This is a genomic window from Pseudomonas sp. KUIN-1, from assembly GCF_009176725.1.
GTDB classification, from domain to species: Bacteria; Pseudomonadota; Gammaproteobacteria; order Pseudomonadales; family Pseudomonadaceae; genus Aquipseudomonas; species Aquipseudomonas fragariae.
Genome location: NZ_AP020337.1, coordinates 255,528 through 279,816, shown reverse-complemented (window position 1 = coordinate 279,816; position 24,289 = coordinate 255,528). Strand labels below are relative to the sequence as shown.

Here is a 24,289-nt window from a genome sequence, read left to right as displayed (position 1 = left end):
TACGCCAGTTCCTTTCTTCACCCTTGTAGACCGTCAAGTCCACCCCCATATCGGGGCGACCGATGCGTGAAGGATTACACCTTGAGCGAATTTTTGAACCGCCGTCTTGCCTTGCTCGGCGAGCGCAACAACCTCTCTTTGCTGGAGCAATGCCTGCACGGTATAGAGCGTGAGTGTCTGCGCGTTACTGCAACGGCAGAACTGGCCTGCACGCCTCATCCACAAGCTCTGGGTGCCGCACTGACCAATGGCCAAGTCACGACCGATTATTCCGAATCGCTGCTGGAGTTCATCACACCAGCCTTGAAGAACCCGGCCGAGACCATCGACAACCTGGACCGTATCCATCGCTTCGTTTACAGCAAACTGGGCGACGAGCTGCTGTGGAGCCCGTCGATGCCCTGCCCGTTGCCCGACGAAGAGCACATCCCGATCGCGTATTACGGCACGTCGAACATCGGCAAGCTCAAGTATGTCTATCGCAAGGGTCTGGCGCTGCGTTATGGCAAGACCATGCAGTGCATTGCCGGCATTCACTACAACTTCTCGTTGCCGGAAGACGCCTGGGCGCTGCTCAAGCAGACCGAAGACTTTGCAGGCGATGCGCGCGACTACCAGTCGCATTCCTACATTGCGCTGATTCGTAACTTCCGCCGCTACAGCTGGCTGTTGATGTACCTGTTCGGTGCTTCACCGGCACTCGACGCGGGGTTCCTGCGCGGCCGCAAGCATCAGCTGGAGCAACACTTCGACGCCGATACCCTGTATCTGCCGTACGCCACCAGTCTGCGCATGAGCGACCTGGGTTATCAGAGTGACGCCCAGGCCGACCTGACCCCTTGCTACAACGATCTGGTCAGCTACACCGACAGCCTGCGCAAGGCCGTGGCCACGCCTTACAAGCCTTACGTCGAGGTCGGCACTCATGACCAGAACGGCGAGTGGGTGCAGCTCAACACCAACGTGCTGCAGATCGAGAACGAGTACTACTCCAACATTCGCCCCAAGCGCGTGACCTATAGCGGCGAACGCCCCATTCAGGCGCTGGTGGCCCGTGGTGTGCAGTACGTCGAAGTGCGCTGCCTGGACATCAACCCGTTCCTGCCGACCGGCATCAGCCTGGAGCAGTCGCGCTTCATCGATGCGTTCGTGCTGTATTGCGCCCTCGAGGAAAGCCAGCAACTGGCCCGCCACGAGTGCTCCAACGCAAGCTCGAACTTCCTGTCAGTGGTCAAGGAAGGGCGTCGCCCGGGCCTGAGCCTGATGCGTGACAACCGCCCTGTCGATCTCAAGATCTGGGCAACCGAGCTGATGGAGAAGATCACACCGATTGCCCGCTTGCTCGATCAGGCGCAGGGCACCGATGAGCACCTCAAGTCGATTGCCGTGCAACAGGCCAAGATCGACGATACCGCGCTCACACCGTCTGCTCAGGTGCTGGCCAGCATGGAAGCGCATAACGAGGGCTTTACCGCGTTCTCCCTGCGCCAGAGTCAGGTCCACGCCGAATACTTCCGCACTCACCCGCTGAGCGCTCAGGAACAGGCAGACTTCGAAGCCCAGGCCAAAACCTCGATTGAGGAACAGGCCGAGCTGGAAGCAACGGAAGAAGTGGTGGATTTCGACACGTTCGTGGGTTCGTATCAGGCGAGCATTCTGTCGATCAGTAACTGATCGTGCAATTACTGTGGGGAGATTGCTCACGAAGGTGGCGGTGCAGGCGCGACTATCGTGCGGCGCTCTGCGTCGCATGCCTTTCTGGACGCTCCGCGTCCTATTGACGACGCAGAGCGTCGAGAACTGCATTCCCACGCTGGAGCGTGAGGAACGATCATCTCAACTATCGTGCCCAATGCTCTGCGCTTCTGCCCGAAGGGCGTGGGTGAGCTTGCTCACGAAAGGGACGGTTCAAACGCCCCTTTCTGGAGGCTTGTTCCAGCCTCTTCGTGAGCAAGCTCACTCCCACAAAATATAGTCCGCCCCCAGGCTTATATCGCCTTTTCGAAGATCTTCGAATTACGCTGGTAGTTGTACAGCGAGGCGCGGGCGCTTGGCAGGCGGTCGACGCTGCTGGGTTCGAAACCGCGTTCGCGGAACCAGTGTGCGGTGCGGGTGGTGAGGACGAACAGGGTCTTGATACCCAAAGCCCGGGCGCGGTTTTCAATGCGCTCCAGCAGTTCATCGCCACGGCCACCGTGCCGGTATTCCGGGTTGACCGCCAGACACGCCAGCTCGCCCGACTCCGAATCGGCAATCGGATACAGCGCAGCACAGGCGATGATCAGCCCTTCGCGCTCGACCACGCTGAACTGGGTGATCTCGCGTTCCAGCACCTCGCGGGAGCGACGCACCAGAATGCCCTGCTCTTCCAGCGGCGTGATCAGGTCCATCAAACCGCCGACGTCCTCGATAGCCGCTTCGCGCACCAGTTCGAACTGTTCCTGCGCGACCAGCGTGCCGCCACCGTCACGGGTAAACAGCTCGGTCAGCAGCGCGCCGTTCTCGGCATAACTGACGATATGGCTGCGCGCCACACCGCCACGGCAGGCCTCGGCCGCAGCGTCCAGCAATTCCGCCTGATAGTTGGCACCCAGACGCTGCAGGTGCGCGGGCACCTGTTGCGGACGTAGTTCGCGCACCAACCGGCCCTGCTCGTCCAGCAAGCCGGTTTCGGCGCCGAACAGCAGCAGTTTGTCAGCAGCCAGATCGATGGCCGCGCGGGTGGCGACGTCTTCGCAGGCCAGGTTGAAAATCTCGCCGGTCGGTGAGTAACCCAGTGGCGACAGCAGCACGATATGGCGCTCGTCCAGCAGGCGATTGATGCCCTTGCGGTCGACGCGGCGCACTTCGCCGGTGTGCTGATAATCGACCCCCTCAAGCACGCCGATAGGCCGTGCGGTCACCACGTTGCCGCTGGTCACTCGCAAGCGCGAGCCCTGCATGGGCGAGGCGGCCATGTCCATCGACAGACGCGCCTCGATCGAGATGCGCAGCTGACCCACGGCATCGATCACGCACTCCAGCGTTTCGGTGTCAGTGATCCGCAGGTCACGGTGGTAACGCGGCGTAATCCCGCGCTGGGCCAGGCGGCTCTCGATCTGCGGACGGGAACCGTGAACCAGCACCAGACGCACGCCCAGGCTGTGCAGCAGCACCAGATCGTGGACGATATTGCCGAAATTGGGGTGCGCAACGCCGTCGCCGGGCAGCATGACGACGAAGGTGCAATCGCGGTGAGCATTGATGTACGGAGACGCGTGGCGAAGCCAGTTGACGTATTCGGGCATGACAACAAGAGCCTGTAGAAAAAATGGACGAAGAAAAGAAGCACGCACAACGGTGTGGTGGTTATCGTCGGAACAGGCTTGGCAGCACGCGCAGTCTCCTTTTACTCAAGATGCTTTGATTAACAAACACGGGGTATGCCTGACTCACTGGGGCGTCAGGCAGTAATGTTCGATCAGTTGACGTAACAGACGCACTGTAGGGTCAAGACGTGACATTTCGAGGTATTCCCCCGGCTGATGCGCACAGGCGATGTCGCCCGGGCCGAGCACCAGTGTCTCGCAGCCGAGGCGCTGAAGATAAGGCGCTTCGGTGCCGAATGCTACTGCGGCAGCGGTATGACCGGTCAGACGTTCAGCGACACGCACAAGTTCAGCGTCAGCGATCTGCTCGAACGGCGCACATTCGGGGAACAGCGGTGCGTAGTCGATCTGTACCTGGTGCAGCTCGGCCAGCGGCTGCAGCTTCTGCCGAATCGCCGAGCGCAGCATCTCCGGGTCCATGCCCGGCAGCGGACGCAGGTCGAATTCCAGCGAGCACTGGCCACAAATCCGGTTCGGGTTGTCGCCGCCATGAATACAGCCCAGGTTCAGCGTCGGCTGCGGCACCGTGAATTGCGGGTTGCGGTACTTCGCCTGCCACTGCGTGCGCAGGCCCTTGAGTTCGCTGATGGCGTCGTGCATGGCTTCGAGTGCGCTGTGCCCGAGGCTCGGGTCGGAGGAATGACCGCTGCGCCCGAGAATATCGATGCGCTCCATCATCACGCCCTTGTGCAGGCGGATCGGCTTGAGCCCGGTCGGCTCGCCGATCACTGCCGCACGACCCAGCGGGCGTCCGGCCTCGGCCAGCGCGCGGGCACCGGCCATCGAACTTTCCTCGTCGCAGGTGGCGAGGATCAGCAGCGGCTGCTTGAACGGCTGGTCAAGAAGGCCACGCACCGCTTCGATGACCAGCGCAAAAAAGCCCTTCATGTCGCAACTGCCCAGCCCGACCCAGCGGCCATCCACCTCGGTCAGCTTCAAGGGGTCGGTCTTCCACAGTGCCTCGTCGAACGGCACGGTATCGCTGTGTCCCGCCAGTACCAGGCCGCCCGGGCCTGTACCGTAGGTCGCCAGCAGATTGAACTTGCCGGGCGACACTTGCTGGATGTCGCAGGCAAACCCCAGATCGCCGAGCCATCCGGCCAGCAGGTCGATGACGGGGCGGTTGCTCTGGTCCAGGGAAGGCTGAGTGCAGCTCACCGAGGGTACGGCGATCAGCGCGGCGAACTGGTCTTTCATGGACGGCAACGGCATGGACGCTTCCTGTAATCGAGACGGAACACGGCCCATCATAGGGCCATAACAACCCAGGAATAAACCGTTTCGGGCCATGTCCTGTACACTGACGGCCTCGGCAGCCGTTCAATCATGGGCTGCGCTCCCGTTTATCCGTATCAGCGTTTGGATTCCCCCGGCCATGCAAAAAGAAACAGAAATCAAACTCCGCGTCAGCCGCGAGACCCTCGCTGCACTGCGTGAACACCCGTTGCTCAAGAAGCGCAACAAGAGTGGCTGGGAGCGCCTGGAACTGTCGAACCAGTATTTCGATACCCCCGAAGGTGAGCTGGCGCAGGCCAAAGTCGCCCTGCGCATCCGCCGCGACGGCGATCAGATCATCCAGACCATGAAAACTCGCGGGCAAAGCGTGGCCGGCCTGTCCGAGCGCAATGAGTACAACTGGGACCTGAGCAAGGCCAAGCTGGACCTGAAGAAGCTCGAAGGCGATTGCTGGCCTGAGCAACTGGCCGATCTGGACAAGAAAACCATCAAACCGCTGTTCACCACCGATTTCGTGCGTGAGAAAGCCGAGATTGCCTGGGGCCGTGGCAAGGCCAAAGTGGTGATCGAAGCCGCACTGGACCTGGGCCAGGTGGTTGCGGGCAAGCAGAAGGAAGAAATCTGCGAGCTGGAACTCGAGCTGCGTGAAGGCGAGCCTGCCGCGCTGCTGGAACTGGCCGCCGAGCTGGCTGCAACGCTGCCGCTGATGCCGTGCGATATCAGCAAGGCCGAGCGCGGCTACCGTCTGCTCGATGCCAGCAGCTACTCGCTGAGCCTGCACGCGCCCGCCCTGAATGCTGAAACGCCGCTGGACGACGCTTATTCCGCGCTGGCCTGGCATCTGTTGGGCAGCAGCCAGCGTCTGGCCGAGCAATACCGTTTCAACGGCCACTGGCGCCTGCTGCAGGACTGGGTCGAGATGCTCGCTGAACTGCGTGCTCTGACCAGCAGCCTCGGTCAGGCCGCGCCACGCACTTCGACCGCACCACTGCGTACTGCGCTCGACGCCTTGCTGGAAGACTGGCGTCCGCTGGTCCAGGCCGGACAGGACGATGCCGATGTACGCGGTGCCGCCCACGAGCAATTCCTCGAAGAATTGCAGGACACGCGCTGGGGCGAGTTCTCGCTGAATACCTCACGCTGGTTGCTGACGCGCAGCTGGACCACCGAACGCAACACCCGCGGCAATCGTCAGGGCGCCGCGCTGTTGAGCAGCTGGCTGCCACGCCTGCTGGGCGAAGAAGCCACGTCCCTGCAACTGAGCCGTTATCAGCAGCAGCCGGAAGACCTGGCCGAGCAACTGCCGCGCATCGAGCGCATCCAGTCCTGGCTGCACTGGGCACGCGGCGCGCTGGACCTGCCGGAGCTGGACCGTCTGTACGGCGAACTGCGCAAGCTGGAAGAACTGGCACACCTGGACATCAGCGACGAAGTCCTCGATGCCCGCGTGCAACAGGCAATCACCGTCTTCCAGAGCCGTGCCTGGAAAACCCTGCTGCGCTTGTAAGGCTGGATCAGAAGGCCGTAGTAGCCTGAAACGTTTTAGGGCCGCTTCGCAGCCCATCGCGGACAAGTCCGCTCCTACGCCCTCCGGGCAGAAGCACTGCTGCAGGCCAGATCATTCAGCGTCATACGCAAGTCCGCTTTTGATTCTGCCCGAAGGGCGTGGGAGCAGACCGGGCGACGCTGCGCTTGTACATGATCTCCCGTTTTTTGTAGGAGCGGACTTGTCCGCGAACTGCCGGGAACCGGCAGCAAAACCAGCCACCTCGGTGCACGAGGCACAACCGAGGCGGGCGCAACTCCGGGCACCAGCCCCGTCAGCGCAACAGCGGCAGGCTGGTCGTGGATTTGATCTCGGAGAGGGCCACTGTCGAGTTCACTTCCTGAATACCGGGTACCAGCGACAGTTTTTCGAAAAAGAACCGCTCGTACGCCTCGATATCCGGGGTCACGATGCGCAGCAGAAAATCCACCGATCCCATCAGCACATAGCACTCCAGCACCTCCGGGAAGCCACGAATCGCGTCGGTGAACTCGGTGAAGTTGGAGCGCCCGTGGGCGTTGAGTTTCACCTCGGCGAATATCTGCGTGTTCAGACCGATTTTCTTGCGGTCCAGCAACGCCACCTGACGGCGAATCACCCCTTCATCCTTGAGCCGCTGTATGCGGCGCCAGCAGGGTGATTGCGACAGACCGACCTGCTCGGCAATCTGCGCACTGGAAAGCGAAGCATCTTCCTGCAGCAGCGCCAGAATCCTGCGATCGTAACTGTCCAGCTCGATTTGCATAATTAATTTTCCGAAATAGCCTGCAGCGCATTAACAAGTCTTATAAAGACTAATCCACCCAATGATGGACCAGAAATTTCTTTTCACGCATGCAAAGATTTCCAGCATCCTTGTGGAGTATCAGCATGCCCAATCTCGAAGCCGTCACCCTCCCTTCGCAGCGTCCAGATAGCTGGTCGTCCAGCAATGCGCAGTGCTGCGCACGCTACCGTGTCTGCGCCGAAGCCGAGCCTGCCTTGCTCTGTCAGGTGTTGAACCTGTTTGCCATGCAGTACCTGATTCCCGACCAATTGAGTGCTGTGCAACAAGAGAGCCTGCTGCTCATCGACCTTCAGGTTTCCAGATTGAGCTGGCATCGAGCACAGGTGATTGGCGAAAAAATGCGCAACCTGATCGACGTCTGCTCAGTGGAAGTCGAGCAGGTCGACGCCCGGAACACCGCGCAATCCCGTGCCGCCCTGGCGACGGGCTGAATCAATTCGCCTGCTCCGGCAATTCCCGGTCGCATAGAACCCATAACGCTGTCACGCTTGGCGTCTACTCTTGTTCATCGTCCAATGACGAATTGCCTCAAGGAGCGCACATGGCAGCCCTGGCCCCCTCTTCACAGGATCGCTGGCTCGATCTGAATGATGTGTTGCGTGATCTGGTTGCCGAAGGCTATCTCGGCCAGGACGACGCGGAAACGGCACTCACCCAACGTCGCAGTGCGGTGAACATTCAGCTGCACCCCCTCGAGTTTCTCGCTTCGCTGCAGTTTGACGATCTCAAGCGGCCGGGCAAGAAGCTGGACGTGGAAACCCTGACCGCCTGGCTGGCCAAAGCCTGTGACCAGCCTTACATGCGTATCGACCCGCTGAAGATCAACGTCGCGGCGGTCACGCCACTGATGTCCTACGCCTTTGCCCAGCGCCACAAGATTCTCGCCGTGGCGGTCGATCGCGAATCGGTGACCATCGCCAGCGCGCAGCCGTATGTGCGCTCATGGGAAGCCGACCTGGCGCATGTGCTCAAGCTGCAGATCAAACGTGTGGTCGCCAACCCGGCAGACATCCAGCGCATGGCGATGGAGTTTTTCAGGCTGGCCAAGTCGGTCAGCGGCGCCAGCGCCTCCGAGCAAAAAATGAGCAACATGGGCAACTTCGAACAGTTGCTCAAGCTCGGTGCCAGCGATCAGGAGCCTGACGCCAACGACGCGCACATCGTCAATATCGTCGACTGGCTGTTCCAGTACGCCTTCCAGCAACGCGCCAGTGATATTCACATCGAGCCGCGCCGCGAGCAGGGCACCGTGCGCTTTCGCATCGACGGGGTGCTGCACAACGTTTACCAGTTTCCGGCGCAGGTGATCATGGCGATTGTCAGCCGCCTGAAAAGCCTGGGGCGGATGAACGTCGCCGAAAAACGCAAACCACAGGACGGGCGGGTCAAGACCACCACACCTGAGAATCGTGAAGTGGAGTTGCGCCTGTCGACCCTGCCGACCGCGTTCGGCGAAAAAATGGTCATGCGGATCTTCGACCCCGAGGTATTGCTCAAGGACTTCGACCAACTGGGCTTTTCCAGTGACGACCTGCGGCGCTGGCAGGAAATGACCCGCCAGCCCAACGGCATTATTCTGGTTACCGGTCCGACCGGTTCAGGCAAGACCACCACGCTGTACACCACCCTCAAGAAGCTGGCGACCTCCGAGGTGAACCTGTGCACCATCGAAGATCCCATCGAGATGGTCGAACCGGCCTTCAACCAGATGCAGGTTCAACACAACATCGACCTGAGCTTTGCCGCCGGCGTGCGCGCGCTGATGCGCCAGGACCCGGATATCATCATGATCGGCGAGATTCGTGACCTGGAGACCGCCGAAATGGCGATTCAGGCGGCACTCACCGGCCACCTGGTGCTGTCGACGCTACACACCAACGATGCGCCCAGCGCAATCAGCCGCATGCTCGAACTGGGTGTACCGCATTACCTGCTCAAGGCGACCATCCTCGGCGTCATGGCCCAGCGTCTGGTGCGCACCCTGTGCCCACACTGCAAGGCGCCCATCAACCTCAACGAGACCGACTGGCAAACCCTGACGCGCCCCTGGCAGGCACCGGTGCCGCCTGGCGCGCATCAGGCGGTCGGCTGCGTGGAGTGTCGCGATACCGGCTATCGGGGCCGGGCAGGTGTCTACGAGATCATGGTCATGTCCGACAACATCAAGGCATTGATCTCGGCGGACCTGGACCTGACCGCCATGCGTCGTCAGGCCTTCAAGGAAGGGACGCGCAGCCTGCGTCTGTCCGGCGCGCAGAAAGTCTCGGCGGGCCTGACTACACTTGAGGAAGTGCTGCGGGTAACACCGCAGAGCGAACAACGCTGATCAGGGTTGAAAGCGTTGTTCCTGGAGGCCTGGCGGCATGCCGAGCCAGCTAAAGTGAACTGCACGGTACACCTTGATTGAACTAGTTCATGCCTTTAGCTATCCAACCCCTCAGAACAACCACAGCTGGAGTAATTCATCATGCGTCTCAAGTTCGCTGTCGCCACCGTAGCCTTGCTTTCCATCCCAATGGGTTCAGCGATGGCTGACACCTTCTGGCGTAATGTGCTGTCTTCCGGTGCAACCACCGGCTCGACTTACCTGACCTTCAAGGATCACAAACTGATCGTCGCCGCCCAGGACGACGCAGGCAGCTTCGTCGCCAGCGACGGTGGCATCCGCGGTCCGTTCCTGGAAGCGGCCATCGAGCAGGTACGCAAAGACAATCCAGGCCTGAAAGCCACCGACATGGAACTGGCCAATGCGATCCTGGATAAGAATCTGGTCGCTGAAAACCAGTAAGTCTTGCCGATTAGCTTCGCGCATAAAAAATGCCGCTCCATGAGCGGCATTTTTGTGAGCGGTAATCGGTTATTCGCCGATAGCGCTCTTGTACCCGGCTGCATCCAGCAGCTTGGCCAGATCACCGCTGGCGTCGCTTGGCTTGAGCTTGAAGATCCAGGCACCGTACGGATCACTGTTGAGCGACTCGGGGGCATCGCCCAACGCTGTGTTGACTTCGATAACCTCGCCCGCAACCGGCGAGTAGATATCCGAAGCGGCCTTGACCGACTCGACAACACTGGCGGGGTCACCGGCAGCGACCGCTGTGCCGATTTCCGGCAGTTCGACGAAGACCACATCGCCCAGTGCTTCCTGTGCATGGTCCGAGATGCCGACAGTCACGGTGCCGTCTGACTCCAGACGTGCCCATTCATGACTTTTGGCGAAACGCAGCTCGGCGGGAATATTGCTCATTTAGTCATCCTCAACATCGGGTCAGCGGAAAACCCGCCATAGGTTAGATCAAGGTTTTGCCATGGCGCACGAACGCAGGCTGCACCACCCGCACCGGGTACCATTTGCCGCGGATTTCTACCTCGGCCCGGTCAGCGGTCGCCATCGGAACGCGAGCCAGTGCAATGGATTTGCTCAACGTAGGAGAGAAACTACCACTGGTGATCTCTCCTTCGCCAATTTCTGCGACACGTACCACCTGATGCGCCCGTAAAACGCCGCGCTCTTCGAGCACCAATCCGACGAGCTTGAAGGCAGTTCCTTCAGCCCGTTCGCTCTCCAGCGCCTTGCGACCGATAAAATCACGGTCGGCAGGCTCCCAGGCGATGCTCCAGGCCATATTCGAGGCCAAGGGCGAGACATGCTCGCCGATGTCCTGGCCATACAGGTTCATGCCGGCCTCAAGGCGCAGCGTGTCGCGAGCGCCCAGGCCGATCGGGGAAATACCCGCGCCAACCAATTCATTGAAAAAGCTTTGGGCCTCTTCGGCAGGCAGCATGATCTCCAGGCCGTCCTCACCGGTGTAGCCGGTACGCGCGATAAACCAGTCGCCATCATCGAGCCCTTCGAACGGCTTGAGCTGGTGAATCAGTTCGGCGCGGGTGCTGGAAACCAGCTCGGCAATACGGGCTCTGGCCTTGGGGCCTTGAATGGCGAGCATGGCCATTTCACTGCGCTCGACCAGTTGCACGTCGAAGTCACCCAGTTGCGCCTGCATCCAGGCAAGATCCTTGACGCCGGTCGCCGCGTTGACGACCAGCCGATAACCTTCAGGCGTGAGGTAGACGATCATGTCATCGATCACCCCGCCGCTCTCGTCCAGCATGGCGCTGTACAAGGCACGACCGGGGGTTTTGAGCTTGTCTACATCATTGGCCAGCAGACGACGCAGCCAGACTCGGGCCTGAGGGCCGAGCACATCGATCACGTTCATGTGAGAGACATCGAAGACCCCACAGTCGCGACGCACCTGATGGTGTTCCTCGACCTGCGATCCGTAATGCAACGGCATGTCCCAGCCACCAAAATCGACCATTTTCGCGCCAAGGGCGAGGTGCAGGTCGAACAGGGGGGTACGCTGTCCCATGGGTTTCTCCTTCCGGGCGTGGCGAAGGTGCGGGCAGACGAGATCGGCAAGCCCCCCATGAACCGGAGTTTGCAGCACGTAACAGCTGACCGAATTATCTGACAGACCGCACCAATTGCGGCGCATTGTAGCCGCAAGGTGAGGCCCCCGCACCTAACCAATCTGACGGGCAGAGCGACGAATCAGCCCAATGACGGGTAATAATCCTACAAGCACCAGCGACAAAGCTGGCAACGCAGCCCGCGCCCACTCGCCCTCGCTGGTCATTTCGAAGATGCGAACCGCCAGCGTATCCCAGCCAAACGGGCGCATAAGCAGGGTTGCCGGCATTTCCTTGAGCACATCGACGAACACCAGCAGCGCCGCGCTCAGCGCCCCTGGCACCAGCAACGGCAGATACACGTTGAGAAACAACTTTGGCCCGCTGACCCCCAGACTGCGCGCCGCTTCAGGCAATGACGGGCGGATCCGCGACAGGCTGTGCTCCAGCGGACCGAAGGCGACGGCGATGAAACGCACCAGATACGCCAGAAGCAAGGCCGAGAGACTGCCGAGCAGCAAAGGCTTGCCTGCGCCGCCCAGCCAGCCGGACAGTGGAATGACCAGTTCGCGGTCCAGGTAACTGAACGCCAGCATGATTGAAACGGCCAGTACCGAACCTGGCAATGCGTAGCCCAGGTTGGCGAGGCTGACGCCGGAGCGGATCGCAGGCGTGGGCGCCATACGTCGGGCAAACGCCAGAATCAGCGCCACACTGACAGTGATCAACGCCGCCATGCCACCCAGATAGAGCGTGTGCAGAATCAGACCGGTGTAGCGCTCATCCAGATCGAAGCGACCACGCTGCCAGACCCAGACGATCAATTGCAGCATCGGCAACACGAAGGCACAGAGAAACACCAGCCCACACCAGAAGCTCGCGGCCCATGCCTTGATGCCGCGTAACCGGTAAAGCGCAGCGCCACGCGGACGCTCGTTGGCCGGTCGGCTTGCCCCCCGGGCGCGGCGTTCGCCGTACAGCAGCACCAGCACGGCCAACAGCAGCAGGCTGGCCAGTTGCGCGGCGCTGGACAGGCTGAAGAAGCCGTACCAGGTCTTGTAGATGGCAGTGGTGAACGTGTCGAAGTTGAACACCGACACGGCACCAAAATCGGCCAGGGTCTCCATTAGCGCCAGCGCCACCCCCGCGCCGATGGCCGGACGCGCCATTGGCAGCGCCACACGCCAGAACGCCTGCAGGGGCGTATTGCCCAGCACTCGCGCCGCTTCCATCAGGCCCTTGCCCTGCGCCAGAAACGCCGTGCGCGCCAACAGGTAGACGTAGGGGTAAAAAACCAGCACCAGGACGATGATCACCCCACCAGTGGAGCGCACCCGAGGCAGGCGCAGACCGGAGCCGAACCATTCGCGCATCAGGGTCTGCACCGGGCCGGAAAAATCCAGCAGCCCGACGAACACGAACGCCAGCACGTAGGCGGGGATCGCGAACGGCAGCATCAGAGCCCAGTCCAGCCAGCGGCGGCCGGGGAATTCACACAGGCTGGTCAGCCACGCCAGGCTCACCCCCAGCAGGGTCACGCCCACGCCGACACCCAGCACCAGGATCAGCGTATTGCCCAGCAGACGCGCCATCTGGGTTTCGAGCAGGTGCGACCATATCTGCTGGTCAACCGTCTCCCACGACAGCAGCAGAACGCTCAGCGGCAGCACGACCAGTGCAGCGATGGCGAAAACCAGGGGGTACCAGCGGCGTTGCACAGGATGGGCCACGGAGGTTCTCGAAATGAGGGGGTTCAAGAGGGTAAGCAGAGCGTGCGCACAGGTCTGCTTCTGATTCTGGCTGAAAGCCGTAGGAGCGGACTTGTCCGCGAAAAGGCCGGTACATTCTCAGAAAATGCATTATCTGAACTGACGGCTTCGCGGACAAGTCCGCTCCTACGCCCTGCGGGCAGAAGCCTGAAAGCCACGCTTTTCGGGCTATTAAAGATTTGTGTAATGAGCGCGAAGCGTATCAACGAGAGTCAGGCACTTGGGTATTAAATCAATTCCAGCCCGCGCGATCCATCATGCGTATCGCTTCTGCCTGACGCTTGCCTGCCACTTCGACCGGGAGGGTGTCGGCCTTGAACGGCCCCCAGCTGGCCACTTCTTCTGAAGGCGCCACGTTCGGGTTGGCCGGGAACTCCTGATTGACGCTGGAGAAAATCTTCTGCGCCTCGGGGCCGGTCATCCACTCGACCAGCGCCTTGGCGGCTTCAGGATGCGGGGCGTACTTGGTCAGACCGATACCCGACAGGTTGACGTGCACACCGCGATCAGCCTGGTTCGGCCAGAACAGCTTCACCGCCAGGTCCGGTTTTTCCTTGTGCAGGCGACCGTAGTAATAGGAATTGACGATACCCACGTCGCACTGCCCGGCATTGATCGCCTCAAGCACCGCGATGTCATCGGAGAACACGTCGGTGGACAGGTTGTTGACCCAGCCCTTGAGGATTTTCTCCGACGCTTCGGCACCGTGGGTTTCGATCAGCGTAGCGGTCAGCGACTGGTTGTAGACCTTCTTCGCGGTACGCAGGCACAGACGGCCTTCCCAGTTCTTGTCGGCCAGCGCCTCGTAGGTGCTCAGCTCGGCAGGCTTCACCCGGTCGGTGGCGTAGGCGATGGTCCGCGCGCGAAGGCTCAGGCCGGTCCAGCCGTGGCTCGACGAGCGATACTGCGGTGGAATGTTGGCTTCGATCACCGGGGAGGTAAACGGCTGCAGGATACCCATCTGCTCGGCCTGCCAGAGGTTGCCCGCGTCGACCGTCAGCAACAGGTCGGCGGTGGCATTCTCGCCCTCGGCCTTGATGCGCTGCATCAGCGGCGCTTCCTTGTCGGTGATGAATTTGATCTTCACCCCGGTACTGGCCGTGTACGCATCGAATACCGGCTTGATCAGTTCGTCGATCCGGGACGAATACACCACCACTTCATCGGCAGCCTGAGCGGTGCTGCCCAGTAAGGTCAGTGTCAGAGCAGCCAGAAGACGCTTGCTTGCCTGCATCGGGGTATCTCGCGTTCGCAAAGGAGGCGAAATGGTAGTGAATCCCATTTGCTATCTCAATCGAAGCGACAGCGGAGCCGTTACCGGATGTGTCCAGGCCCGATCATGACCGGTGATCAGCACACAGCCCTGGCTCTGGAAAAGTTCGCCACCCTGCGCAGCCTGTCCACATCGAACACCTCCAGGTGTCCCTCTCCCAGGCGCACGATCCTGCGCTCATGCAGGTCCTGGAGTACTTCCAGCAAGGCCGGCGAGGCAAGCGCAAGACGCTCCGCCGCCTGAATGTCATCCAGCGCAATCAGGCGGCGTGCGTGGCTCAACGGGCCATACCCCTCGCTGAGCATCAACAGCCGCCAGGCGACCCGCGCCCGCGGCGGCAGCTGACGCATTTTCTCGGGGCTCTGCAGTGGCAAGCCGACCTTCTGACTGAGCAGTGCGGCAAACCAGCGCCAGTACTCGGGGTGCCTGTCGAGCAGCCGGGCCAGGAATGGCTGGGGGATGTGCAGGAAGATGCTCTGCTCAAGCGAGCAGACTTCGAAACGGCGCGGCAGCCCGTCAAACAGCGAGACTTCGCCAAACCAGCACGGCGCGCTTGCAGGTTCCACGTTCGTCAGCAGCCGCTGCTCGTGGGCGGCGCCGATCCGCACGCTGCCCTCCAGCAGCACATAAACACCGCAGGGCAGATCGCCCTTCTCGAACAGCCGCCTGCCGGGCGTCTTGCGTCGCTGGCGGGCAGCGTCCAGCAGGCTGTCCTGCAGATCGGCAGGCAGATGGGAAAACCAGTAATCGGATAGCAATCGTGACCGCCACGACACTCCATTTGTCATTTTTGCTCCCTTCTCTTTCAGCCATGCATGTTGTACAAGAAATCAGGCTCAAGCCGGCCATCGTCTCAGGCAGGAATAATAATGAAAACCCTTGTCGATCATCTCAGCCAATACGCGGCTTATCACCGTGATTCACGCAATATCGTGACGCACTTCGTGGGTATTCCACTGATCGTGCTGGCCGTGGCGGTGCTTCTCTCGCGACCGGGCTGGACTGTCAGCGGGCTGTGGCTTTCACCTGCGGCGCTGCTGGCGCTGGGCTCGACGGTGTTTTACCTGCGACTCGATCGCGCCCTCGGCATGGTCATGGCGGTGTTACTGGCGCTGTGTATCTGGGCCGGGGCCAACCTTGCGCAGCAGGCAACCATGGTCTGGCTGAGTGCGGGCGTCGGGCTCTTTGTGATTGGCTGGATCATCCAGTTCGTCGGCCATTACTACGAGGGGCGCAAACCGGCCTTCATCGATGACCTGACCGGGCTGATCATCGGCCCGCTGTTTGTGGTCGCGGAGCTGGCGTTCCTGATGGGCCAGCGCAAAGCTCTGCAGCACGCCATCGAAGAGCGCGCGGGCCCGGTGGGGCGTGCGACCCGCAAGGCAACGACCTAGACGCCGGAAACCGATCCTCGCCAACGGCAACGATCAGTGCCCGCGTCTTAACCGGCAAGCCCGGTGCTGTTCTGCAACCCGGCCAGCAACAGCCGCTGATACAACTCTTCGCGCAAGCCCTGCGGCGCGTCGAGCTGCATGCGCTGCAAGTGCGCGAGGAAGGCTTCGGGGTCGGGAGCGTCGAGGGTCGCCTTGCCCAGCTCGAGGATTTCAGTGAGCTTGAGCTTGCTCTTCAGCCAGTTCAAGGCTCTCAGCAGGTCGCGCTCCTCGGCGGTAAAGTCGCAACCCAGCGGGTATTCGGTAAACAGTGACGGGTAGCGTGATGCGGTGTCCTTGAGGCGCTCGGGTGTGTTGTCAGTGAAGCGCGGATCGAGACGGAAGTCCTTGGGTAGCTTGCCAGCCTTTTGCGCCTGCTCGATCAGGCCCGATTGAAACCGCGAGTCGGTGATGTTCAGAATCCGCTCGATCACCGTCGCATCGGTCTGCCCACGCAGATCGGCGATGCCGTATTCGGTCACGACAATGTCGCGCAAGTGTCGGGGAATGGTGGTGTGGCCGTACTGCCAGACGATGTTGGAGCTGACCTCGCCGCCCGACTCGCGCCAGCTGCGCAGCATCAGAATCGAGCGGGCGCCTTCCAGTGCATGGGCCTGCGCCACGAAGTTGTACTGACCGCCCACGCCACTGAGCACCCGGCCGTCTTCCAGCTGATCAGCCACTGCCGCGCCCATCAGGGTGACGGTAAACGCGCTGTTGATGAAGCGCGCATCGCGGCGTTGCAGGCGCTTGAGTTCTTCCTGGCCGTAAAGCTCGTTGATGTAGCTGATGGCGGTCATGTTGAACTGTGCCAGCCGCTCGGCGGGCAGCTCGCGCAGCCGCGCGTAAAAACTGCGCGGGCCGAGGAAAAAGCCGCCATGCACGACAACGCCACCGGGATGGGCATCCTCATCCAGCGTGCCCATGTTGGCCAGCCGTTGCAGTTCTGCATCGGCATACACCTTGCGCCGCACGACGCCCGCGTCGGCGAGTACCAGCAGGCCGTTGACGAACATTTCGCTGCAACCGTAAAGGCCGCTGGCGAACGGCTGAACGCCACCTTCCCGATCTATCAGGGTCTGCCAGTTACTCATGTTCAACTCGGCCAGCAGGCCGCGCCAGGTTTCGTTATCGGCCTGGCGAGCCAGCAGCGCGCCAGTCAGTGCATCGCCCATCGAGCCGATGCCGATCTGTAACGTGCCGCCGTCACGCACCAATGTGCTGGCGTGCAGGCCGATCAGGTGGTCCTGATAGCCCACCGGCATATTGGGAGTGGAAAACAGCGTACTGCGCTCGTCTTCGTCGATCAGCACATCGAAGGCGTCGACATCCAGTTCCGATTCGCCCGGCATGTAAGGCAGGTCGGCGTGCACCTGGCCGAGCATCAGAATGGTCTCCCCGGCGGCCCGGCGCTTGGCGATCATGGGCAACAGGTCGAGGGTCACGTCCGGGTTACAGCTCAGGCTCAACGTGCCTGGGCGCTGTTCGTCACGGGCCACCAGTTGCGCGACCAGATTCAGGCCATTGGCATTGATGTCGCGGGCGGCATGGCTGTAATTGCTGCTGACGTAGTCTTGCTGGGCTGAGTGGCTGTTGAGCAGACTGCCCGGCTGCATGAAGAATTGCTGCACATGGATATTGGCAGGGAGTTTGTCGCGGCGCAGTGCAGCGAGGAAATCGAGCTCCGGATAGTCAGCGAAGACGCGCTCCAGAAACGGCTCCAGAAACCGCGCCTGCAAACCCTCCCCCGGCGTCGGCCGCCCGAGTGTCAGCGCGGTGTAGATCGTCAGCCGTCGTTCGGGCAACTCGCTGATGCGCTGGTACAACGCGTTGACGAACCGGTTGGGCTTGCCCAGACCCAGCGGCATCCCCAGGTGGATATGCTCGGGTAGCTGCGCCAGAACGTGATCGACGGCATGCTCGATGGAACAGGAATACGGCATCCCAGCTCTCCTGAATTGTTATTGGGTGCAGGTTGGACAGGCGACAACGTCAAAGTGCTGCATGCTCGCCACGCAGAGCATCATCGTTATACACAATCCCTGGAACGCCCGGAACAAAAGGCTTCCAGGCTTCTGCCCAAAGGGCGTAGGAGCGAACTTGTTCGCGAAAAGGGCGTGTAATATCGCCAAAAATGCATCGATCTAAACATCATCTTCGCGAGCAAGCGAAGCGTCGCCCGGCTCGCTCCCACAAAACGTATGCACAGCGCCGGGCGCTCAGGCACGGGAACGAGGGTGCACCTCACTTCAGCCCGGACATGCTCTGGATGGCGCTCTTCAGTTCATCGTTTGTGCAATCGCCGCAGGTGCCTTTCGGGGGCATGATGCCGAGGCCTTTGATGGTGCTGGCCAGCAGTCCATCAAGGCCGCCTTTTTGCTGGGCGCGCTGTTCCCAGGCCGCCGTGTCACCGATCTTCGGCGCGTTGAGCAGACCTACGCTGTGACAGGCAACACAATGCGCCGCGATGATGTCGTCAGGCGCTCGGGCGGTATCGGCGGCTTGCACATTGAGCGCCCACAACGTCAGAACGCCTGCGCTGCTCAGAATCTTCCAGGTCAGTTTCACGCGTCACTCATCGCAAGGGGGCGGGTCAGAAATTGGCCGGGGTGGCCGCACTGATCAATCGTGCCGGGACGTCGAACGGGTTACGAAAGCGATGCGGCCGGGTGCTTTCGAAATAATAGCTGTCACCCGCTTCGAGCACGTAGGTATCCAGCCCGACCACCAGTTCCAGCCGCCCCTCGACGAGGATGCCGGTCTCTTCGCCTTCGTGGACGAGCATCTCTTCGCCGGTATCGGCACCCGGTGGATAGGTTTCGGTGAGAAAGGCGATGGCACGGCCCTGATGCGATTTGCCGACCAGCTTCATGGTCACGGCACCGTCCGATATATCAATCAGCTCGCTGGCCTTGTAGACCACTTGAGCCGCGTTTTCGGGCACGGACTCTTCCGAGAAAAATTCGACCATGGACATGGGGATGCCGCCGAGCACCTTGCGCAGCGAACTGATCGAAGGGCTGACGCTGTTTTTTTCGATCATGGAGATGGTGCTGTTGGTCACACCTGCGCGCTTGGCGAGTTCACGCTGGGACAAGCCTTTGAGCTTGCGAATCGATTGCAGTCGTTCACCCACGTCCAATGCGATATTCCCCCAGGTTTTGTCAGGTCTAGTCGATGTGAACGCCATCATGGCAACAGCGTTCGATATTTACAACACTTCGACAGACACCTGACCCACCGCGGCCTGGAGCACAGAGGGCTGAATCAGTCCTCGGAATAGATGCGCGGAACGCGACGCAGATTGCAGAAGATTTCGTAGGGAATGGTTTCTGCGCGCTGGGCCACTTCACTGGCGAGCACCTGCTTGCCCCACAGCTCGACGCGGCTGCCGAGCCCGGCCTGCGGCACCTCGGTGAGGTCCACGCAGAGCATGTCCATGGACACGCGTCCGAGCAGCCTGGATGGCTGGCCATCGATCTGCACGGGCGTGCCGGTCGGCGCGTGACGCGGATAGCCGTCGGCGTACCCCATCGCCACTACACCGATACGCAACGGCCGGTCACAGACAAATGTCGCGCCATAGCCCACGGGCTCACCAACGGGCAGTTCACGCACGCTGATGATCTTCGATTCCAGGGTCATCACCGGTTGCAGGCGATCCGCCAGCGGGTGCACCTGATCAAACGGCGTAGCACCGTAGAGCATGATGCCCGGGCGCGACCAGTCACTCGGAATCTGTGGCCAGCCCAGCACCGCCGGGGAGTTTTTCAGACTGGTTTCTGCTGCCAGCCCCTTGCGAAAGGTCTCGAATACGGCGAGCTGCTCATCACTGCAGCCGCTGTTCAGCTCATCGGCGCGGGAGAAGTGGCTCATCAGCACGATCCTGGCCACTTTGCCGGTTGCCAGCAGACGCTGATAACCCGCCTGGTACTCGTGAGGATGCAGGCCGACCCGGTGCATGCCGGTGTCGAGCTTGAGCCAGACGGTTATCGGCTTGCCCAGGCGCGCCTGCTCGATAGCTTCCAGTTGCCAGGTCGCGTGTACAACGGTCCACAGGTCATGCTCGACAATCAGCGCCAGCTCGTCGGCTTCGAAAAAGCCTTCGAGCAGCAGGACGGGCGCACGGATACCTGCCGCACGCAGCTCTAGCGCCTCTTCGATGCAAGCCACTGCAAAACCGTCGGCCTGCGCTTCCAGTGCCTGCGCGACGCGCACCGCGCCGTGGCCGTAGGCATCGGCCTTGACGACGGCGAGCGCTTTGCCGCCGCTGCTTTCACGGGCCAATTGGTAGTTGTGACGCAGTGCCTGAAGATCGATAAAGGCGCGGGCTGGACGCATGATGACGTTTACTTGCCTGAAAGGATGGAAGGGGAAGATCAACCCGACGCAGGGACGCGCCGGGCAAAAGGGAGTCAGGGCAGCGCGGCAACCACCGACAGTTCAACGAGGATTTCCGGCTCGCACAGCTTGGCCTCGACCGTTGCGCGTGCAGGCGCGAAACCCTTGGGCAGCCATTTGTCCCAGACGCTGTTCATGCCGGCGAAGTCGGCGTCGATGTCTTTCAGGTAAATGGTGACCGACAGGATACGCGTCTTGTCGGTGCCGGCCAGGTCGAGCAGGCGCTCGATGCTGCTCAGAACCTCTCGGGTCTGCTGCTCGACACCGGCGGTCATGTCATTGCCGACCTGGCCCGACAGATAGACGGTGCCATTGTGGACAACGACCTGACTCATGCGCTCATTGGTGAGCTGGCGCTGGATGGACATGCTGTGCATTCTCCTGGGTATTGCCGTAACGAGAGATATCAAGGCCTTCAGCACTGATACGAGGTGTCTTGCGGGCGATGAGGTCTGCCAGCAAACGACCGGAACCACACGCCATCGTCCAGCCCAGGGTGCCATGGCCGGTATTGAGGAACAGGTTACAGAACGGTGTCGCACCCACAATCGGTGTACCGTCGGGCGTGGTCGGACGCAACCCGGTCCAGAAATCGGCCTGGGTCAGGTCGCCGCCCTGAGGATAGAGGTCACCGACGATCATCTCCAGTGTTTCGCGTCGACGCGGATTGAGCGACAGGTCAAAACCGGCGATTTCCGCCATGCCGCCGACGCGGATCCGGTTGTCGAAACGAGTGATCGCGACTTTATAGGTTTCATCGAGAATGGTCGAAGTCGGTGCCATGTCCGGGTTGGTGATCGGCACGGTCAGCGAATAGCCCTTCAGCGGATAGACCGGTGCCTTGATGCCCAGCGGCTTGAGCAACTGCGGCGAGTAACTGCCCAGCGCCAGCACGTAACGATCGGCGGTCTCCAGCTTGCCGTCGATCCACACGCCATTGATGCGGTCGCCAGCGTGATCGAGGCGTTCGATGTTCTGCCCGTAGCGGAACTCGACACCCAGCGCCACGGCCATTTCCGCCAGGCGCGTGGTGAACAGCTGACAGTCACCGGTCTGGTCGTTGGGCAGGCGCAACGCGCCGCTGAGGATGCCGGTCACGCCGGCCAGCGCGGGCTCGACACGGGCAATGCCGTCGCGATCGAGCAGTTCATAGGGCACACCGGACTGCTCGAGCACAGCGATGTCTTTGGCAGCGTTATCCAGCTGGGCCTGGGTACGGAACAACTGCGTGGTGCCCAGGCTGCGTCCTTCGTAGGCAATGCCGGTCTCGAGGCGCAGTTCATCCAGGCAATCGCGGCTGTATTCGGACAGGCGTACCATGCGTTCTTTATTGACGGCATAGCGGCTGGCCGTGCAGTTGCGCAGCATTTGCGCCATCCACAGGTACTGATCGATATCCGCTGTTGCCTTGATCGCCAATGGCGCATGACGCTGCAGCAGCCATTTGAGCGCTTTGAGCGGAACACCCGGCGCAGCCCATGGCGACGCATAGCCCGGAGAAACCTGGCCGGCATTGGCAAAACTGGTTTCCATGGCAGCAGCAGGCTGACGGTCAACGACAGTCACCTGGAAACCGGCACGCGCCAGATAATAAGCACTGGTTGTACCGATGACGCCACTACCCAGGACCAGAACGCGCATGTCGATGACCTCATCGCGGATATCCGCTGACAATTCGAAGTTTTAAGCAAGAATGTGCGCAGTATATTGAGCAATGAGCAGTGCTTCTCACTGTATAAAGATTTATATTCAGTGTTTATTCGCGGCGATAAACGCTTTGCTAGAGGGGAAATGACCCGTGCGCACTCAACACCAGTCAAATCGTGAACTGGACAAGATAGATCGCAACATTCTGCGCATCCTGCAGGCCGACGGGCGCATCTCGTTCACCGAGCTTGGCGAGCGGGTCGGCCTGTCTACCACGCCCTGTACCGAACGGGTGCGCAGGCTGGAACGCGAAGGGATCATCATGGGCTACACCGCCCGACTGAACCCGCAAAGCCTCAAGGCCAGCCTGCTGGTATTCGTCGAGATCAGCCTGGACTACAAGTCTGGCGACACCTTCGAAGAATTCCGCCGTGCCGTGCTGAAGCTGCCCCATGTGCTGGAGTGCCATCTGGTGTCCGGCGACTTCGACTACCTGGTCAAGGCGCGGATTTCCGAAATGGCCTCCTACCGCAAACTGCTGGGCGATATCCTGCTCAAACTGCCGCATGTGCGTGAGTCCAAGAGCTACATCGTCATGGAGGAAGTCAAAGAGAGCCTGAATCTGCCGATTCCCGACTGATTGCCTGCTATACGAGTACCTGACGGGTCGAGGCCATATATTCGTGTATCTGCTTTTCGACCCGTGGATGAATCAGTTCGACCGGGCGACGGCCATTCGGGCAGGGCAGGCTTGCGGTGGTGCCGAACAGGCGGCAGATCAGCGGGCGCTCGTCATACACGGTGCAGCCTTGCGGCCCAAGGTGAACGCAATTGAGTTCATCCAGCGCAGCTTCCTGCTCGGCAGCCGTCTTGCGCGGCAGACGCGACATTTCTTCGGGCGAGGTGGTCACCGGCCCGCAGCAGTCGTGGCAGCCGGGCACACATTCGAACGAAGGAATCTGGCGACGCAGATCCGCTATTTTCTGACGGTTGCAGCTCATTGACTCGACCACTCATGCACAAGGCCGAGAGTTTGCCTCAGTTGGCAGGCTCATGACAGCGGCTTATCCTCCCGACACGCCATCCGCCACCAACAGGACACGCTCATGAACGCCCGCGTTCAGAACACGCCCCGTCAAGATCAGCACGTTGCCTCCTATTACGCCGCCAGCAGTCATGCACAAGCGGATCATCCTGCGCTGCAAGGTGAGGTGAAGGTCGATGTGTGCGTGGTCGGCGGTGGATTCTCCGGCCTCAATACCGCCATCGAACTGGCCGAGCGCGGGTTCAGCGTTGCGTTGCTCGAAGCGCGCAAGATCGGTTGGGGGGCCAGCGGGCGCAATGGCGGCCAGTTGATTCGCGGGGTCGGTCATGGTGTCGAACAGTTCGCCAATGTCATCGGCAGCGAAGGCGTGCGGCAGCTCAAACTGCTGGGCATCGAGGCCGTCGAGATCGTGCGTCAGCGCATCGAGCGGTACGCTATCGATTGCGACCTGAAGTGGGGTTATTGCGATCTGGCCAACAAGCCCCGCGACCTGCACAGCCTTGCTGAAGATGCAGAAGAGTTGCGCAGCCTGGGTTATCGCCATGCACTGCAGCTGCTGCAACCGGAAGAGATGCACAGCGTGGTGGGCTCATCGCGCTATGTCGGCGGCCTGATCGATATGGGCTCGGGGCATTTACATCCGTTGAACCTGGCCTTGGGCGAAGCGGCGGTAGCGCAGTCGCTCGGCGTTCAGTTGTTCGAGCATTCAGCGGTGACGAACATTGATTATGGCCCGCAGGTCAGGGTGCATACGGCTGCCGGTTCGGTGCAGGCGCAGACCCTGGTGCTGGGTTGCAACGCCTACCTCAATGACTTGAATCCGGAAATCAGCGGCAAGGTGTTGCCTGCCGGCAGCTACATCATCGCCACCGAGCCGTTGAGCGAAGCGCAGGCCCGTGAAGTGTTGCCGCAGGACATGGCGGTGTGTGATCAGCGGGTGACGGTGGATTACTACAGGCTGTCTGCCGACCGCCGCTTGCTGTTCGGCGGTGCCTGCCATTACTCGGGGCGTGACCCTCAGGACATCGCCGCGTACATGCGGCCGAAGATGCTCGATGTGTTCCCGCAACTGGCCGCCGTGAAGATCGATTACCAGTGGGGCGGGATGATCGGCATCGGCGCCAATCGCCTGCCGCAGATAGGCCGGCTCAAGCAGCACCCCAACGTGTTTTATGCGCAGGCCTACTCGGGCCACGGTCTGAATGCCACGCATCTCGCGGGCCGGCTGCTGGCCGAAGCCATCGCCGGGCAACACAGCGATGGTTTCGAGTTGTTCGCCAAAGTGCCGCACATGACCTTTCCCGGCGGCAAGCACTTGCGCTCGCCTCTGCTGGCATTGGGCATGCTCTGGCACCGTCTCAAAGAGCTGCGCTAGGC

General features: G+C 61.1%; 23 protein-coding genes. 8 read left to right on the top strand and 15 right to left on the bottom strand.

Features of this window, described 5'->3' with window-relative positions; translation table 11 throughout:
* The first annotated feature begins 81 nt into the window (after window positions 1-81).
* A complete protein-coding gene (gene gshA / locus KUIN1_RS01380; protein WP_032655393.1) occupies window positions 82-1,674 on the top strand; it encodes a glutamate--cysteine ligase in 1,593 nt (530 codons plus the stop codon).
* Between the two features lie 314 nt (window positions 1,675-1,988).
* Here gshA and argA read toward each other — a convergent pair whose 3' ends face one another.
* Together argA and argE are read right to left on the bottom strand one after the other, a co-directional pair.
* Entirely contained in the window at window positions 1,989-3,287 is a 1,299-nt protein-coding gene (gene argA / locus KUIN1_RS01370; protein ID WP_003403912.1) for an amino-acid N-acetyltransferase, read from the bottom strand.
* Window positions 3,288-3,431: 144 nt separating this feature from the next.
* Complete coding sequence (gene argE / locus KUIN1_RS01365) at window positions 3,432-4,580, bottom strand: acetylornithine deacetylase (RefSeq protein WP_060409710.1); 1,149 nt, start codon at window positions 4,578-4,580, stop codon at window positions 3,432-3,434.
* Window positions 4,581-4,743: 163 nt separating this feature from the next.
* Between argE and KUIN1_RS01360 the strand changes: the two genes are divergently transcribed.
* On the top strand, window positions 4,744-6,111 hold the full coding sequence (locus KUIN1_RS01360) for a CYTH domain-containing protein (protein ID WP_162886049.1): 1,368 nt from the start codon (window positions 4,744-4,746) through the stop codon (window positions 6,109-6,111).
* A 313-nt stretch (window positions 6,112-6,424) separates the two neighbouring features.
* On the opposite strand, the gene KUIN1_RS01355 is transcribed toward KUIN1_RS01360, so the two are convergent.
* Entirely contained in the window at window positions 6,425-6,895 is a 471-nt protein-coding gene (locus KUIN1_RS01355; protein WP_003305413.1) for an Lrp/AsnC family transcriptional regulator, read from the bottom strand.
* A gap of 125 nt (window positions 6,896-7,020) precedes the next feature.
* Here KUIN1_RS01355 and KUIN1_RS01350 point away from each other — a divergent pair, with 125 nt between their 5' ends.
* The 3 genes from KUIN1_RS01350 to KUIN1_RS01340 all read left to right on the top strand — a co-directional run bounded on the left by KUIN1_RS01350 (window position 7,021) and on the right by KUIN1_RS01340 (window position 9,725).
* Window positions 7,021-7,368 (top strand): hypothetical protein, encoded by a 348-nt coding sequence (locus KUIN1_RS01350; RefSeq protein ID WP_003403920.1) that lies wholly within the window; start codon window positions 7,021-7,023, stop codon window positions 7,366-7,368.
* 110 nt (window positions 7,369-7,478) lie between these two features.
* Entirely contained in the window at window positions 7,479-9,263 is a 1,785-nt protein-coding gene (locus KUIN1_RS01345; protein WP_024659940.1) for a GspE/PulE family protein, read from the top strand.
* Between the two features lie 141 nt (window positions 9,264-9,404).
* Window positions 9,405-9,725 (top strand): DUF2388 domain-containing protein, encoded by a 321-nt coding sequence (locus tag KUIN1_RS01340; RefSeq protein WP_002551535.1) that lies wholly within the window; start codon window positions 9,405-9,407, stop codon window positions 9,723-9,725.
* 69 nt (window positions 9,726-9,794) lie between these two features.
* Here KUIN1_RS01340 and gcvH read toward each other — a convergent pair whose 3' ends face one another.
* From gcvH to KUIN1_RS01315, 5 genes are all read right to left on the bottom strand, one after another.
* Window positions 9,795-10,181 carry a glycine cleavage system protein GcvH gene (gene gcvH, locus KUIN1_RS01335; RefSeq protein ID WP_103754290.1) on the bottom strand — a complete coding sequence of 129 codons (387 nt, stop codon included), beginning with the start codon at window positions 10,179-10,181 and terminating at the stop codon, window positions 9,795-9,797.
* Window positions 10,182-10,224: 43 nt separating this feature from the next.
* On the bottom strand, window positions 10,225-11,307 hold the full coding sequence (gene gcvT / locus KUIN1_RS01330; RefSeq protein ID WP_032657075.1) for a glycine cleavage system aminomethyltransferase GcvT: 1,083 nt from the start codon (window positions 11,305-11,307) through the stop codon (window positions 10,225-10,227).
* A 153-nt stretch (window positions 11,308-11,460) separates the two neighbouring features.
* Window positions 11,461-13,077 carry an ABC transporter permease gene (locus tag KUIN1_RS01325; protein WP_054092923.1) on the bottom strand — a complete coding sequence of 539 codons (1,617 nt, stop codon included), beginning with the start codon at window positions 13,075-13,077 and terminating at the stop codon, window positions 11,461-11,463.
* A gap of 271 nt (window positions 13,078-13,348) precedes the next feature.
* Window positions 13,349-14,350: an extracellular solute-binding protein gene (locus KUIN1_RS01320; RefSeq protein ID WP_152091789.1), complete on the bottom strand. Its 1,002-nt coding sequence runs from the start codon at window positions 14,348-14,350 to the stop codon at window positions 13,349-13,351.
* A 116-nt stretch (window positions 14,351-14,466) separates the two neighbouring features.
* On the bottom strand, window positions 14,467-15,177 hold the full coding sequence (locus tag KUIN1_RS01315) for a Crp/Fnr family transcriptional regulator (protein ID WP_024652142.1): 711 nt from the start codon (window positions 15,175-15,177) through the stop codon (window positions 14,467-14,469).
* 81 nt (window positions 15,178-15,258) lie between these two features.
* Between KUIN1_RS01315 and KUIN1_RS01310 the strand changes: the two genes are divergently transcribed.
* Window positions 15,259-15,783, top strand: a complete 525-nt coding sequence (locus KUIN1_RS01310; protein WP_003403937.1) for an Mpo1 family 2-hydroxy fatty acid dioxygenase — start codon at window positions 15,259-15,261, stop codon at window positions 15,781-15,783.
* Window positions 15,784-15,830: 47 nt separating this feature from the next.
* Here KUIN1_RS01310 and KUIN1_RS01305 read toward each other — a convergent pair whose 3' ends face one another.
* The 6 genes from KUIN1_RS01305 to dadA all read right to left on the bottom strand — a co-directional run bounded on the left by KUIN1_RS01305 (window position 15,831) and on the right by dadA (window position 21,861).
* Window positions 15,831-17,762: an acetyl-CoA hydrolase/transferase C-terminal domain-containing protein gene (locus KUIN1_RS01305; protein WP_116831119.1), complete on the bottom strand. Its 1,932-nt coding sequence runs from the start codon at window positions 17,760-17,762 to the stop codon at window positions 15,831-15,833.
* A 301-nt stretch (window positions 17,763-18,063) separates the two neighbouring features.
* The gene (locus KUIN1_RS01295; protein WP_103359455.1) at window positions 18,064-18,387 is read right to left on the bottom strand and encodes a c-type cytochrome; all 324 of its coding nucleotides are present in this window, start codon (window positions 18,385-18,387) and stop codon (window positions 18,064-18,066) included.
* Window positions 18,388-18,412: 25 nt separating this feature from the next.
* Window positions 18,413-18,961: a cupin domain-containing protein gene (locus KUIN1_RS01290; RefSeq protein ID WP_003314015.1), complete on the bottom strand. Its 549-nt coding sequence runs from the start codon at window positions 18,959-18,961 to the stop codon at window positions 18,413-18,415.
* A gap of 125 nt (window positions 18,962-19,086) precedes the next feature.
* Window positions 19,087-20,160 (bottom strand): alanine racemase, encoded by a 1,074-nt coding sequence (alr, locus tag KUIN1_RS01285; RefSeq protein WP_003403944.1) that lies wholly within the window; start codon window positions 20,158-20,160, stop codon window positions 19,087-19,089.
* A 74-nt stretch (window positions 20,161-20,234) separates the two neighbouring features.
* Window positions 20,235-20,588: a RidA family protein gene (locus KUIN1_RS01280; protein WP_024652146.1), complete on the bottom strand. Its 354-nt coding sequence runs from the start codon at window positions 20,586-20,588 to the stop codon at window positions 20,235-20,237.
* Entirely contained in the window at window positions 20,560-21,861 is a 1,302-nt protein-coding gene (gene dadA, locus KUIN1_RS01275) for a D-amino acid dehydrogenase (protein ID WP_152091788.1), read from the bottom strand. Before dadA ends, KUIN1_RS01280 begins: the two co-directional genes overlap by 29 nt.
* 157 nt (window positions 21,862-22,018) lie before the next feature.
* Between dadA and dadR the strand changes: the two genes are divergently transcribed.
* Window positions 22,019-22,507, top strand: coding sequence for a transcriptional regulator DadR (dadR, locus tag KUIN1_RS01270; RefSeq protein WP_003314011.1), 489 nt, complete (start codon window positions 22,019-22,021; stop codon window positions 22,505-22,507).
* A 7-nt stretch (window positions 22,508-22,514) separates the two neighbouring features.
* On the opposite strand, the gene KUIN1_RS01265 is transcribed toward dadR, so the two are convergent.
* Entirely contained in the window at window positions 22,515-22,868 is a 354-nt protein-coding gene (locus KUIN1_RS01265) for a YkgJ family cysteine cluster protein (protein WP_003403950.1), read from the bottom strand.
* A 105-nt stretch (window positions 22,869-22,973) separates the two neighbouring features.
* On the opposite strand from KUIN1_RS01265, the gene KUIN1_RS01260 reads away from it, so the two are divergent.
* On the top strand, window positions 22,974-24,287 hold the full coding sequence (locus KUIN1_RS01260) for an NAD(P)/FAD-dependent oxidoreductase (protein WP_003403953.1): 1,314 nt from the start codon (window positions 22,974-22,976) through the stop codon (window positions 24,285-24,287).
* Window positions 24,288-24,289 lie beyond the last annotated feature (2 nt).